We start from the raw sequence: 13,949 nt of genomic DNA, 5'->3' as shown, positions 1-13,949 counted from the left end.
ACCCACTGCGCCAACGCTGCCAGGCCCCACCGCAAGGCCTGTTGACCCTTGGCCGGCTCCCCGCGGCCCGCCCGCTCACCAGCCGGTGGAAGAAAAGACGCCTCAGCAGGCCGCACGCCGAACTTCACCGCCGCCCCTGCTGGGCCGCGCCCAGCTGCCGGCCAGTTCCTGCCACTGAAGCCACTTCCCCAGGTCATCGCCGTCGAAGTGTACGCCGGGCGCAATGTCGTACGGATGACCGTCGGCGTCGACAGGACGCCGAGCACTGTGTCGGGACGTTGCCGAGGCGGGCAGCCCGTGTGAGGGCAGGCCCACGTCGCCCGGCTGGATCCGGGCGCGGCGCGACTGCAGGTACCCGCCCGGACCTGTATCTATGACAGCAGCCCCGATCACGGGTGGCACCCGAGCCTGGTACAGGCAGCAGCAGACCCAGGAACAGCACCACCCCGGGCGGCCGTCGCGACCGGCAGCACAGTGAAGGGCGTCAGCAGGACATACCCGCCACCACCACCTCAGGGAGCATGCCGCATGAGCTACGACAACCTCGCAGGCCGTACCGCAGTCGTCACCGGAGCCGCCAGCGGCATGGGGGAGGCCACCGCCCGATTGCTCGCGGCGAACGGCGCCCGGGTGACGCTGCTGGCCCGCCGCGCGGACCGGCTGGACGAGCTCGCTGAAAGCATTGCCGCAGCCGGCGGACAAGCGCTGGCTGTACCGGTCGACGTCACCGACGGCACCTCCGTGGACACAGCCGCCGACCGGATCCACCAGGCATACGGTCCGGTCGACCTGGTGGTGAACTCGGCCGGCGTCATGCTGCCCAACCCGGTCGACGACGGCCGGATCGACGAGTGGTCCCGCATGATCGACACCAACCTGACGGGTGCGCTGCGGATCATCCGCGCCTTCACCGCCGACCTCGTCGCCGCGGCGGCCGAGCAGCGGCCGGCCGACCTGGTCAACATCTCCTCGAACGGCGCGCACGTCACATTCCCCCAGTACGCCGTGTACGGGGCAACCAAAGCCGCGCTCACCCACCTGTCGGCAACACTGCGCACCGAACTCGGCACGCGCGACGTCCGCGTCACCAACATCGAGCCAGGGCTGACCAAGACCGAGCTCGATCAACACCTCGACAACCAGGAACTGTCGTCACAACTCGGGGGCATGTACGAGGCGATCGGCACCCTGGCACCGGAGGATGTCGCCGACCTCATCGGGTACGTCGTCAGCCGACCGGCGCACGTCAACCTGCGCCAAGTGATCGTGCTGCCGAACCGGCAGGTGTGATCCGGCCGCGAGGCCGCACACGCGGGACCCAATGACCTGAATGCCTCCCCGCCCCTGGCAGCCGAACCCAGTCGGCAGTGCGAGGCAGCACGCTCGGCACGGTCGCCGCCGCACTTCCGGGACCGACGGACCGACGGCTGGACACGCCGCACCCGCACCCCTATTGCGGGTGCGGGTTGGTGGCCAGGCCCGCAAGCGGGTTGCCGAGCAGCATCACGATGGCGCCGCCGAGGATCGGACCCGGCCCCGGGTTCCCCGCCGTGCGAGGGCGCCGCCCCCCGGCCCCCGCCGCAACCCCGCGCCCAGGGAGCGCCCGCGACCCCCGCATCCCACGCGCCGCCCCCGCACCCCCTCACAGGAGTCGCTTGCGGCCCCAGAGGATGACGAAGGCGGCGATCGCGGCCGTCAGGGTGAGCATGATGCCCGCTCCGAGCCACTGCATCGTGTGCATCTGGGAGACGGGGAGGTAGTCCATCGACCAGCCGATGACGTGCCTGGACTCCAGACACGCGGTGTGCGCCTTCTCGTTGTCCGGTGCGTCCAGGCAGGTGGTCCAGTCCAGACGGCCTCCGGAGCTGGTGAGGAAGTAGGTACCCCGGCCCTGCTGGACCGCCTCGGCGGGCAGCTTCGGGAGCCTGGCTCCGGGGCCGACACCCTTGCTGGTACTGACCGACAGGACATGCCCCAGGTCCAGCCGGAACCGGTCCCAGACCACCCCGATCGCCACGACGATACCCAGAGTGACCACCATCGACACCAGCGTGCGGCGCAGGAGCATACCGACCGCCGCACCCACGGCGAACGTGAGCAGCGCGTAGGCCACCGGCATGATCCCTGTGACATCGAAGAAGGTGCCGCTGGTCCATTCCACCTGATCGGTAAGAGTCTTGACCGGATGCCACCACCAGCTGAACACAGCGCCGAGCACAGCGGCGGACAGAGCGATCAGCACGGCGGGTATGGCGAGCTTCGCGGCGAGCCACCGCAGCCGGCTGACGGATTGCGAGGTCACCAGCTTGGCCGTGCCGGTCTCCAGGTCACCCGCGATCAGCGGAGCGCCGAGGAAGACCCCGGCCAGGACAGGGAGATAGCCCAGGTAACCCCCGAAACCGGACAGGCGGTTGGAGTACTTCTCGAAATCCGGCGGCAGACTGCCGGCCTTCCGCTGGGATGAGCCCAGGGCGTCCAGGTAGTTCATCATCTGCCCGCGCAGACAGACCATGGCGATCACACAGAGGAGGGTGAGGGCGAAGAGGGTCCAGAACGCCGCGCGGTGCTGGCGCAGGATGAGCCAGGCCGGACCCCCGAGCCGCGGACCCCGCCCGTTGTGTGCGCGCCCACCGCGCGCCGAACGGACCGGGTCAGGAGTGAGCGTGGTCATGCGGTCACAGCCTTCTTCTGATCGCGGGTGATGATGTCGTGGATGTCGCCGATCCTGGCGCTGGGGGCGATCAGCGGCGGCGCGTCGGGTGAGCGCAGATAGGCGAGCAGAAGCTCCTCCAGGGTGGGGGACTCGGCCTGACCGCCGTACTCGACAGGCCCGCCGAGGCGCACCAGGGCGCCCGGCCTGCCCTCGCCGCCGCGCGCGTCGATGACCGTGTGCGGTGCGACGGCGGCGAGCGACCCGTCCCCCCGGGCTGTGAACAGGGCGTGGGCGGCGCGCAGTTCGTTCACCCCGCCCGCGAGACGCAGACCGCCGTTCGCGATGACGAGGAGGTAGTCGCAGATGTACTCCAGCTCGGCGAGCATGTGTGACGAGACCAGGACCGTCGTGCCGTGTTCAGCGGCCTCCGCCGTCAGTGTGGCCATGAGCTCGCGGCGGACCAGCGGATCCAGATCGGACATCGGCTCGTCGAGGATCAGCAGGTCAGGGCGCTTCCCGAAGGCCAGGGCGAAGGCGACGCGAGTGCGCTGACCGCCGGACAGTGTGCCGACCTTCGCCTTCAGCGGCACCTGGCCCGCGTGGACGATGCCCTCGGCGACCTCCTGGTCCCAGCGGGGGTTCAGCTCACGGCCCAGACGCAGGGTCTCGGCCACGGTGAAGCGCCGGAACAGCGGCTTCTCCTGAGTGAGGAACGCGGTCTGCAGGACCGCCTCCGCCGACCCCGGAGCCGCACCGAACACCCGCAGGGCGCCGGTCGTCGGCCGGACCATGCGGGTGGCCAGACCCATCAGCGTGCTCTTGCCTGCGCCGTTGGGGCCGACAAGGCCACACACCCGCCCGGCCGGCAGCCGGAAGGAAACGTCCCGCAGGGCCCAGCCGCGCCGATACCTCTTGCCGAGCCCACGGGCCTCGATCGCCGGCTCCCCGGCGGGGGGTACGCACCCCGGCCCGATTCCGTGCCGCATCTCCGCGTGGTCCCTGTGCTCCATGTGTGGCTCCTGTACGTGTGGGGCGGGCATGCCGTGTGGGGGAGCGGCCGGCCGGGGGCTGCCGCGCAGTGCCCGGAAAGCAGCGCCCGCAAAGCAGCCGCGCGGGCAGCCTCCCCGGCTGCCACCAAGCTCCCGGCCGACGCGGGATCCGAACCCCCCGGGGCTCCCCACTAGGGTGATATCGGCCGTGATCATGACGTGGTCCTTGCGTCTTGCGTGATGAACGGCGAACGCCGCCCGGTGACCACGACTCTCCTGCGCGGCGACTCGCGGCGGATCGGACGAAAGACAGATCATGCGCGACCGGCTCCTACTTTCGGCCGGTCCGCCGGAAGGACGGTGCGAGAGATGGTGCAAGCGGCGAACGAAGCGTCCACACCCACGGACACAAGGAAAAGAGAGACGGGGCGTTCGCAGGTACTGCCCGTCACGGCATGGATGCTGCTCGCCGGGGTCCTGATCGGCCTCGTCGTGCTCGACTCGGCAGGCGGCCTCTACTGGATCCACTACCGCGGCCCCGCCAAACTGATCGGCGCCCTGCTGATCGTCGCTCTCGCCGTCGTCTCACCCCGACTCGACAGCCGGGCGCTGCCGGTGGCCGCCTGCGTGTGCGCGGCCGGATCGCTGTGCCTCTCGGTCTGGATCCACCTCGAAATGGTGGGCAGCTCCCAGGCGTTGGGATTCGCCGAACCGGCCGCGCTCGTGTGGCTCCTGCTGCTGGTCGCCCGACGGGGGAAACCGTCGTGGGCGACCCCCGCTCTGCCTCTGCTCGGCATGGCCATCGTGCTGCGGCCGGTATCGGTCTCGGTGCGGCAGTCCACCACCATCATGGCGCTCCTCTTCGCCCTGGCGGCAGTCACGGCGCTGGGCACCGGCCTCGGCATGCGTCTGCTGCTGGTGGACCGGCGCCGGCAGGCTGCAGCCCTCAGACTGGAGCAGCGCACGGAGTTCGCCAGAGACCTGCACGACTTCGTCGCCCATCACGTGACCGGCATCGTCGTACAGGCACAAGGAGCCCAGGCGATCGCCGGCCGGCGCCCCGAACTGCTGCCACCCGCGCTGCAGCGGATCGAACAGGCGGGCTCGGAGGCACTGACCTCCATGCGGTACATGGTGGGGATGCTGCGCGACACCGACGGGGAAGTGGCTCTGACACCCCTGGCCGGCATCGGCGAAGTACGGTCACTGGTCGAGGAGTTCTCGGCCGTCGGCGGCGCCCGCGCCCTGCTTCACACGGCGGGGACCTTCGACGACCTGCCCGTGGAGGTGACCACCACCGCGCACCGGGTGGTCATGGAAGCCCTCACCAACGTACGCAAACACGCCCACGGCTGCACCGAAGTGCTGGTATGCGTGGACCGCTCACAGGGCCGGCTCACCGTACGGATCAGCGACGACGGACACCCGCGCCACGCCTCCCACAACGGTTTCGGGCTGAAGGGCCTGTCCGAGCGGGTGAGCCTGATCGGCGGAAGCATCCAGGCGGGGCCGGTGACAGCCGGCGGCTGGGGCGTCGAGGCGACCCTCCCCGTGTCCACGGCAGGAGCGGTGGCCCTATGACGATCCGCGTACTGATCGCCGACGACCAGGCCATGGTCCGCGCCGGGTTCGCGATGATCCTCGCCGCTGAGAACGACATCGACGTGGTGGCAGAGGCCACGGACGGGCTGCATGCCGTGGAACTGGCCGAGCGCCACCGGCCCGACGTGGTGCTGATGGACATCCGGATGCCCCGCATGGACGGGCTGGAGGCCCTGCGCAGGCTGACGCGCCCCGGCACCGTGGACCCACCGAAGATCGTCGTGGTCACCACGTTCGACGACGACGAATACGTCCAACGCGCCCTGAGCGAAGGGGCCTCCGGATTCCTGATCAAGGACTCCGGCCCCGCCCTCCTGGTCGAGGCCATCAGAGCAGCCGCCTCCGGCGAGGCGCTGGTGAGCCCGGCCATCACCGTCCGGTTGCTGCGGCGCCTCAACAGCGCCGTCCCCGCTCCCCGGGAGCCGCACACCGCGCTCTCCGCACGCGAGAAAGACCTGGTGCGGCTGGTGGCCCGGGGACTGACCAACGCAGAAATCGCCACCGAACTGTCCATCTCCGTAGGCACCGTGAAGACGCACCTCGGCAACGTGCAGACCAAACTGTCCGCCCGCAACCGCGTGGAGATCGCCGCCTGGGCCTGGGAGTCCGGCCTTGTCGACGGACGGCGACAGGCCCCGCACGAGCGGTAACTCCGGGCTCCGGGCCGGGCCCCGATACCGCACCGGTCGAAGTACCCCGGACCGCACCACCGCCACCCCATGCCCGTGGGCGGAGAACCCCACCAAGGCACGCCAGAAGCCCTACCTGGCCCTCGACCAGCGGGACACCTCCCACAGGGCGGTTCGTGAGCATTTGGCCGTGCCTCGCCTTGAAGGGCGCTCATCAGCGGTTACTTCAAAAGGCGCTGCCCGGTGGGGCCACAGGCGATACTCGTCTCGTGGACTGGTCGGAGCGGGCTCGGGCGGCGGAACAGCTACAGGACTGGGACGTGGCGATCGCGCTGGTAAGCGCCCACGCCGAATGCTTCTCCGACGATCCAGACATGCACAACAACCATCTGTGGCACATGGATCTACTGGCCCGAGCGGAACGGATTCCAGAACTCACGCAGCGCGCCCCCACGGATAACCACGCACGTCGAAGACTCAACAGATCACTTCGAGAGCAGGGCATGGAGGCGGCGCTGCGTGACCGTGCCGAAGACGGCGACCGTGGCGCCCTGTACGCAAGTCACCTGGGTACGGCTTGCGTTCACTCACCCGGTCACATCACCAGATCACCAACCGCGGACCGGCCGACTCCGCCCGGCCGCCACACCATCAGGCGACAGCAGACCAACCCAAAGAATCACGAACCCCCCACCTAGCTGCCCACACCGTCCATGCTGTCCATCTTGAGCTGGAAGGCTTCGAGGTGGAGTGTCTGACCAGTGACCCCGACACTGATCCAATGGGCCGCGCCACCCGGGCTGTCACACTGCTTTCCCAGCCACTGGTCCCTCTCGATGAAGGCGTTGCCGCAGATGACGCCGTCACTGAGGCTCATGGTGAACTGGTCCAACTGCAGGCCCTTGCCGGGGGTCCCAACCGTCAAATCCTTCTTCTCCGCGGCGGACGTCCATGAGGGCGGGAAACCGACCGTCTCCATGAACGCGTTGCCCGACGTGGCCCTGCTGCCCGACACGGCGATATTGACGGCCTCGATGGAGCGGCCCTCGTTCTGCGTGCCGACTATGGCGCCGTCGCACGCCGAGTGCTGCCAGCCGATATCGGCCACGTAGGCCCGGTAACAGACGTGCCGGCCTGGCGCCTTCTCGTTCAGCCTGGTGACAGCGACCGACGCGGTGTCCGGCTTGGGCTTCGCCTTCGGCTTGGGCTTGGCCTTCGGCTCGGCCGGCGCCCCTCCACCGCCTCCGGCCTCGGCCTGCGTCTCGGTCGCTGACGGGGACGGCGTATCGCTGGGCGCCGGAGGCACTGAGGTGGGCGGCGGGGCGAGGGCGGTGACGGCGGGCTGCGAGGCCTGCGGGGTGGCCCGACTGGTGACCGAAGCTGCCTTGGTGAACCAGAGCACAAGAAAGACGACGGCGAGGGCGATCAGCAGGGTGAGAAGGGTGGCTAGCCAGCCGGGAAGAAAACCGCGCTGGATGTACGTGCCCTCGATGTCGAGCGGCGCGGTGCCGGAACGGCGTACGGCCAGGCGGTAGGGCCGCTGCTGTTTGTGGCCGAACCAGATGAGCTGACGGGGCCGTAGCGTCGCATTGACGAAGGCGGCGCGCCCCGGCTCGATCTGGACATTGGCGGGGTGGACGTCGTACGAGAGTTGGTCGCCGTTGTCGTTCCCCGCGATGGAAGCGGTGAGCGTGGTGTTGCCGATGTTGTCGATGGCGAGCTTGGGCCGCCCCCGGAAGCGTCCCTTGACGGTGTGCGGGACGAGTTCCGCCCGTATCTCGGTGAACGGCGTGATGGTGAGGTTGCCCTCGGGGACCGCGGTCGCCTCGGGGTGCTCCGTCGGAATGATCTGCACGGCGTACGGGTTGGGCCCGGCGGTGGCGTCCGGGGTACGCGGCGGCGCGAAGGTGAGTTGGACGGTTCCGGTCGTGCCCGGGTACAGCCGGAGGGTCGGCGGCTCCACAGCGACGTAGGGCGCGATCTCCCCGACGGGGACGAAGCGGTACTCGTCAACCACGTCGCCGGTGTTGCGAAGCCGTAGTCGTACGGTGGCTGCACCGCCCGCGTCTACGGTGGTTGACGCCGGCTCAAGGGAAGTCCATAGGCTCACCGTACGAAAATACCGGCAGAGCAGGTCTCCGGTCAGCAGACCGGGGGACACAGCCGGTGTCCCGGCAGACGCGTCCGGATGCCCTCAAGGTGCGGAGGCACTGCCTTTTCCCCTTCCGGCGGGCCCAGTTGATCCCGTACCTATGAGGCGGCCCTTCCTGTTCCTCGGAAGAGGCTCACCGCATGTGCGCGCGGGATCCGGGCAAAGCGACAGACGAGGCGAAGCCCCGCCGTCCGGCACGGCTCCACCGGTTCCGAGCCCAGCGCCGTTCGGCAGGGCCGGCGGCGCCCCGGCCGCGATCCACGCGTTCCAGCGGAGCATCGGCAACGCGGCGGTGGCCGCGGCAACGCGGCGGTGGCCCACGTGTATTCCAGTTCCGATGTCATGCCGGCGCACGCTACCGGGGCGGTCGGGAGGGGACACCTGGGATTTATGGGCTCTTCCGCGAGCGATGATCTTCGTCACGATTGGGAACATCAGGATGTTCGTGCGAATTATCCGGATCGTGATGACCCATCAAATCCATGCGGTGATGACGCATCCCGCCTTCTGCGGTGTCCCGGAGTGGCTCCTGGGCGAGCTGATCACGGAGCTCACTGGGCACTGGGAGGCCCGCTGCGAGTCCGAACGTCATGACCGGCGTCAGGCTTTGCGCCGACGTGAGGCGGGGGCCGGGCCGAAGTACGAGTTGGTGTTCACCGATCGGCAGCTGGCCACGCTGGTGCACCTGCCGACCAAGCTCACCTATGAGGCGCTGGGCGTCATCTACCAGGTAGGCAAGTCGACGATCGGCCGGGCGGTGGCAGAGGTGAGGCCACTACTCGCGGCCCGCGGGCTCGCGGTGCCGCAGCGCCCCGGGCTGCGGCTGCGCACATTGGAGGATGTGTTCGCCCATGCCGAGGCCGAGGGGGTGACCCTGCGGATCGACGAGATGGAGACCCAGGTGAGGCGCCCCAGAGCACACCGGCCCGGCCGACGTGCGTTTGAGTCGGGCAAGCGCAAGAAGAACACGGTCAAGACGACCACGATCAGCGATGGGCAGGGCCGGACGCTGTGGTCCGGAGCGGTGCGTCCGGGCCGGATGCATGACCAGACCTGCGAGCGCACCGAGGGCATGGCCGAGCAGTTTCGCCTCCACCCTGGCGTTAAGGCATAGGTGGACGACGGCTATCGGGGCCTTGCGAACGAGTTCCCCAACCAGATCTCAGCCCCGCCACGACGACCGAAGGACTTGGACGACCTGCCGGTCACCGAGTACTACCGCTGGCGCGAGCGCAAACGCCGCCAGTCCTCATGCCGGATCCGCGTCGAACACGCCAACGCCGAACTCCACAGTGGCGTCCGCTCCAGAGATACACCGGGCAATGTGGCGCCTACGGCGAAACCCACGCAGCGGTCGCCGGCCTGGCCTCCGACCGCGCCGCCAAGCGCACCACCCAGCGCCGGACGAGCACCGAACTCGTGCCCGTCCGTCCGATGACCCGCTGAACCAACCACCGGCCGAACCTCCAGGCCAACACGCCTCATGACCAATCGCGGGACAGCCCGTAAGGGATGACGCGCCGCCGACGCCTCCGGATCGCGGACTGTGGCGCCAGCGCATCCCCCATCCACCGAAGGAGCTATCCGTCATGCGAAGGAGCTATCCGTCATGACTACCCCGGCCCCGATCGCGCCTGCGCAGACCACCCCGGCCCCGGCGCGCCCGCCGCCCGACCCCTGGGCCAGTGCCACCACCAGCCGCTCCCGTCTCGATCGGGTTGGTGGACACTGGCCGCGATCGGTGTACTGCTGACGCTCCTGGCGTATGCCTTCGGAGGTTCCTCGTCCACGCGCACCCGGCACTGCAAGAGCCGCTGACGTTCGCTGTGGGAGTCGCGGCGGCGCTGCTCACCCTCGGGCTCTCATCGCGGCCAGGGCCCGGCGGTGACTACCTGCCCCGGAAGCTCTCCGGCCACAGGGCATCCGAGGCAAGCATCCGGTATGGCTATTCCGCATGTTCTATGCGGAATAGCCATAGTATTGATAGGGTGTAGTCATGCTGATGAGTACCGAGGAAACCCTGCGGGTGACGGTGACCGCGCTCGCACACCGCACCGGCGAGCAGCAGTCCGCACTGGCGACCGCCCTGGGCCTGACACAGGGCCAGGTCAGCCGCAGGCAGAGCGGCAAGGCCGCGTGGACTCTCACGGACTGCGACCGCCTCGCCGCTCACTGGGGAATGCCCGTACTGGACCTCCTCGCCGGTCCCACCCACGCCCTGACGAAACTGCCCGCCGACCGCATCGCGACCGGCGGACAGCAGACCCTGCCTCCACCCGACGCCCCGACCCCCGCCGGAGCCGAGCCTGCGCCCCCGGCCCCGGCCCCGGAGCCCGCAGCCCTGCCGGCCCCGAAGCGGGTGGCCCCGCCCGCCGGCCCGCTCGCGGACCGCGTCCACGGGCGCGTCCGGGAGGAGCTGGCCGCGCACGGCGGGGACCTGGAGGCCGCGCGAGCCGCACTCATCAAGGCCGCGATCCCGGACGTGATGGCCTTGTTCGCCGCCTCGCGGGTCGGCGGCCGCTACGAGCACTCCGAGTTCCCGCCCACAGCCGGGATCCTCAAGAAGGCCTCACAAAAGGGTGCGGATCAGGTCTGGGAGGCCCGGCCGAAATGGCGCTCGGAGGAGCTGCACCGTGCCGCGCGCGGCGGGCACGTCCGCCTGGAGGTGACGGCCCTGGACATGAATGCGGCCTATCTCAGCGCGCTGAAGACGTGGTTGCCGATCGGGAAGTTGGTGCACTCCGAGGGCGACCGCCACGACGCGAAGCGCTCCGGTATCCACCGGGTCACTCCGGCCGTCTGGGAGCAGCCGGACCTCCCCTCACCGCTCGGCGCACGGAAAGAGCCGGGGGACCTGTGGGTCACGGAACCCACGCTTAGGCTCCTGCTTCGGTGCGCCAAGTTGGGATACTCCGAGGCTCCTGTCATTCACGAATCATGGACATCCGGCGCCTCCGAAGGGCTGTTGGAAAAGATGCGCCGCACTCTCGCGGAAGTGCGCAAGGAATCCATTTCGAAGAATGACGAACTGGCCCTGGAATACGTGAAATCCATGTATTCTAAGTTTGTGTCCACGATCGGCGAGAGCAGCGCGAACCGGGAAATCCGGCGCCCCGACTGGATGCACATCATTCGCTCGCAAGCATTCGCGAACCTGTGGCTGAAAGCGCATAAAGCACACACCTCAGGACTGACGGTCGTTCAAATGTCAGGCACCGACGAACTACACATCGCCGGAGACTGGAAAACCGTGTTCCCAGAAGGCCGCGACCTGTCACAGGTCAAGGCGAAGTCCATCTACACGCTGGGGGAGTAGACCATGTCCGGCGGAGCTACCGACCTGTGGGGCGAGTGGCAGAAGTACGGCGCCCAGGGCATGAGCGGCGCACGCGCCCTCGCGGCCGAACTGGACCGCATCGCCCGGGAAGGCGGCATCGCCTCACCGGTGACAACCAACCGCGGACTCTCCGCCCGACTCCGCTACCTCAACAGTCGGCCCGGCCGCGAAGTCCTGCGCGAGCACGGCGTCAGCGCCCGCCTCCTGCGCTCCTGGGAGCGCGGCGCACACCCCAGCCGCGCCAAGCTGGAAGCCGTCGACAGGGCCTACCAGGAACGTCGCCGGGACAACCTCGTCCGCTCGGGCGCGCTCAAGCGCCTGCTCGACAACGAGGGCCGCGGTCGGCGCATCGAGATCTACCCGGTGGACCAGACATACGTGGACGAGCGCTATCGCCGGCCGAGCGTCAGTGAACGCTCCGTGCAGGCCCGGTACGTCTGGGATGACATGGTCGACGCTTGGGGAAAGGGCGACATGGGCACCCTGGATGACATCTGGGACGACATCATCACCGACCTCGACTCCGACTACGCCGCATACGCCTACGTCGGCTCCATCGGCATCGGCGCCTGAAACAGTGCGCGCGTGACGGTAGGAGCGGCAGAGCCGTCATACGCACGAAGGCCAGTTGCGAAAGCAGATCGCCTGCCAGACCAGCCTGGGATGCTCCGAGCATGGAGATGACAGTGCAGCTGACGATCGACTGCTCCGATCCGCAGCGAATGGTGACCTTCTGGGTCGAGGCCCTGGGCTACGTGGTTGAGCCTCCGCCGGGCGGGCACGCCACGTGGCGTGCTTACTGGGCTGCGCTGGGAGTGCCCGAGGCTGAATTGCCGGCCGGTGCAGGAGACATCCCCGAGTCGATCATCGATCCCGCGGGACATGGCCCGAGGGTCTGGTTCCAGCAGGTCCCGGAGCCGAAGGTTGCCAAGAACCGTTGGCACTTCGATCTAAAAGCCGGTGGGGGCCGTGACGTCCCGCTGGACGTCCGCACGCAGCGGGTCAAGGCCACGGTGGAACGGCTGGTCAAAGCGGGGGCCACCGTGCTGCGGATCAAGGATGAGCCGGAGACGGGGCTCTACGCCGCCGCGATGCAGGACCCCGAGGGCAACGAATTCGACGTCGTCTGACGCCGGTTCGACGGCGATGGTTACAGCCACTCGTTCACGGCTGCGACCAGCACCGTCGCCTCGTAGCAGGCACCTGACCGCTCAGCCGCAGCGCAGGACGTTCCTCAGCGGGCGCCGAGACCGCGGCAGCCCGTCAGAGTCCACACCGCCTTTGCCGGGATACGAAGGTATCGGCGAATCGCTTCATGCGTGGTGCACCCTTGCCGAACCGCTCGAAGCGGGAAGAACGAGGTGCACTGCCTCTGCCCGGCAGGCGCCGGTCAGTTGACACCTCTCAACCGCGACGACTTGTCTCACCTCTGCACGATCCATGGGAAACAGATGTCCCGCCAGACCGGGATACGCACTACACGGGGGACAACCCAATGAACACATCACGATCCGTACAGGCCGGGCACCGCCGACGCTTCACCCCGGCCGTTGCCCTGGTGGCTACCGCATGCACCCTGACCGCATGCGGAGCGACAACCAACGACACCGGCTTGGGCAGCACCTCACCCAAGCCCCAGCACCTCAACCTCGGCCGGCCCGGACCCGCGCAGGAGATCACCAAATACAAGAAGACGTCGAAGTTCCTGATCACCCCGACGAAGGTGGTCGAGGGCGACGCCGCAGACCTCAAAGAGCTCGACGACCAGAGCAAGTACGAGGGACAGAAGGTCGCCTGGGTCTACGTGAAAGCGAAGAACATCGGCCACTACGGGATCAACTCACCGCTGGTGATGAGCAACGTCGGTGCCGAGGCCAACGGGAGCGCCGCACAGCCGCTCATCATCATGATGGGAGACCTGAGCAGCAGACCGAAGGACTGTCTCGGCAACGACGGTAGCCGCGAACTCGCCGGCGAGGACATCTGGAAGCCGGGTGAGCAGCGCACCGTGTGCGAGCCGTACGTGCTGCCGGCCGACGCGAAGATCACCTCGGTCACGTACTCCCAGGGTTTCGACAACGAGCCCTTGAAGTGGTCTGTCTGACGGGCGCTCAAGCGCCTGCTCGACAACGAGGGTCGCGGTCGGCGCATCGAGATCTACCCGGTGGACCAGACATACGTGGACGAGCGCTATCGCCGGCCGAGCGTCAGTGAACGCTCCGTGCAGGCCCGGTACGTCTGGGATGACATGGTCGACGCTTGGGGAAAGGGCGACATGGGCACCCTGGATGACATCTGGGACGACATCATCACCGATTATGCGGCATACGCATACGTCGGATCCATCGGAATCGAAGCGTGAAATCCGCATAGAACTCGTAACACGATCTTGCTGAAGTGTGCGGGTGGGGCGTCGCCGGTGAGACGATTTGGCCGTTCTGAGGGTGTGGGTACTCGACCCTGGACGACGAGCTCTGGGTGCTGATCGAACCGTTGCCCCACCGTTGCGCCCCGCCTGCGGCTTGGACGGGAAGCTACTCAAGTACACCTTCGCAGCGAGCACTTCACCCTCCCGCATCATCCCAAC

At 68.3% G+C, this 13,949-nt stretch carries 12 protein-coding genes; 9 read left to right on the top strand and 3 right to left on the bottom strand.

All coding sequences use genetic code 11. The features are described from left to right. The first annotated feature begins 528 nt into the window (after window positions 1–528). On the top strand, window positions 529–1,290 hold the full coding sequence (locus OG584_RS00290; RefSeq protein ID WP_405773722.1) for an SDR family oxidoreductase: 762 nt from the start codon (window positions 529–531) through the stop codon (window positions 1,288–1,290). 352 nt (window positions 1,291–1,642) lie between these two features. Here the strand turns inward: OG584_RS00290 and OG584_RS00285 are convergent, their stop codons facing one another. Next, window positions 1,643–2,671 carry an ABC transporter permease subunit gene (locus OG584_RS00285; protein WP_405773720.1) on the bottom strand — a complete coding sequence of 343 codons (1,029 nt, stop codon included), beginning with the start codon at window positions 2,669–2,671 and terminating at the stop codon, window positions 1,643–1,645. Beyond that, complete coding sequence (locus OG584_RS00280; RefSeq protein WP_405773718.1) at window positions 2,668–3,663, bottom strand: ABC transporter ATP-binding protein; 996 nt, start codon at window positions 3,661–3,663, stop codon at window positions 2,668–2,670. Before OG584_RS00280 ends, OG584_RS00285 begins: the two co-directional genes overlap by 4 nt. Before the next feature lie 348 nt (window positions 3,664–4,011). Here OG584_RS00280 and OG584_RS00275 point away from each other — a divergent pair, with 348 nt between their 5' ends. Together OG584_RS00275 and OG584_RS00270 are read left to right on the top strand one after the other, a co-directional pair. Next, a complete protein-coding gene (locus OG584_RS00275; RefSeq protein WP_405773716.1) occupies window positions 4,012–5,223 on the top strand; it encodes a sensor histidine kinase in 1,212 nt (403 codons plus the stop codon). Next, window positions 5,220–5,894 (top strand): response regulator, encoded by a 675-nt coding sequence (locus tag OG584_RS00270; RefSeq protein WP_405773714.1) that lies wholly within the window; start codon window positions 5,220–5,222, stop codon window positions 5,892–5,894. The genes OG584_RS00275 and OG584_RS00270 overlap by 4 nt, the downstream gene beginning before the upstream one ends. Window positions 5,895–6,567: 673 nt before the next feature. Here OG584_RS00270 and OG584_RS00265 read toward each other — a convergent pair. Next, on the bottom strand, window positions 6,568–7,983 hold the full coding sequence (locus OG584_RS00265) for a hydrolase (protein WP_405773712.1): 1,416 nt from the start codon (window positions 7,981–7,983) through the stop codon (window positions 6,568–6,570). 451 nt (window positions 7,984–8,434) lie between these two features. On the opposite strand from OG584_RS00265, the gene OG584_RS00260 reads away from it, so the two are divergent. The 6 genes from OG584_RS00260 (at window position 8,435) to OG584_RS00235 (ending at window position 13,724) form a co-directional block, all read left to right on the top strand. Further along, a complete protein-coding gene (locus tag OG584_RS00260) occupies window positions 8,435–9,139 on the top strand; it encodes a transposase family protein (protein ID WP_405773711.1) in 705 nt (234 codons plus the stop codon). An 882-nt stretch (window positions 9,140–10,021) separates the two neighbouring features. Continuing rightward, on the top strand, window positions 10,022–11,341 hold the full coding sequence (locus OG584_RS00255; RefSeq protein ID WP_405773709.1) for a helix-turn-helix domain-containing protein: 1,320 nt from the start codon (window positions 10,022–10,024) through the stop codon (window positions 11,339–11,341). Between the two features lie 3 nt (window positions 11,342–11,344). Beyond that, window positions 11,345–11,935 (top strand): hypothetical protein, encoded by a 591-nt coding sequence (locus tag OG584_RS00250; RefSeq protein ID WP_405773707.1) that lies wholly within the window; start codon window positions 11,345–11,347, stop codon window positions 11,933–11,935. Window positions 11,936–12,036: 101 nt separating this feature from the next. Further along, window positions 12,037–12,492 (top strand): VOC family protein, encoded by a 456-nt coding sequence (locus tag OG584_RS00245; protein WP_405773705.1) that lies wholly within the window; start codon window positions 12,037–12,039, stop codon window positions 12,490–12,492. A 365-nt stretch (window positions 12,493–12,857) separates the two neighbouring features. Further along, window positions 12,858–13,466, top strand: a complete 609-nt coding sequence (locus tag OG584_RS00240; protein WP_405773703.1) for a hypothetical protein — start codon at window positions 12,858–12,860, stop codon at window positions 13,464–13,466. 60 nt (window positions 13,467–13,526) lie between these two features. Continuing rightward, window positions 13,527–13,724: a hypothetical protein gene (locus tag OG584_RS00235; protein ID WP_405773701.1), complete on the top strand. Its 198-nt coding sequence runs from the start codon at window positions 13,527–13,529 to the stop codon at window positions 13,722–13,724. Window positions 13,725–13,949 lie beyond the last annotated feature (225 nt).

The organism is Streptomyces sp. NBC_00859 (assembly GCF_045161865.1).
Classification (GTDB): Bacteria; Actinomycetota; Actinomycetes; order Streptomycetales; family Streptomycetaceae; genus Streptomyces.
The sequence above is the reverse complement of the archived record's forward strand: the minus strand, read 5'-3'. Positions and strand labels throughout refer to the sequence as shown.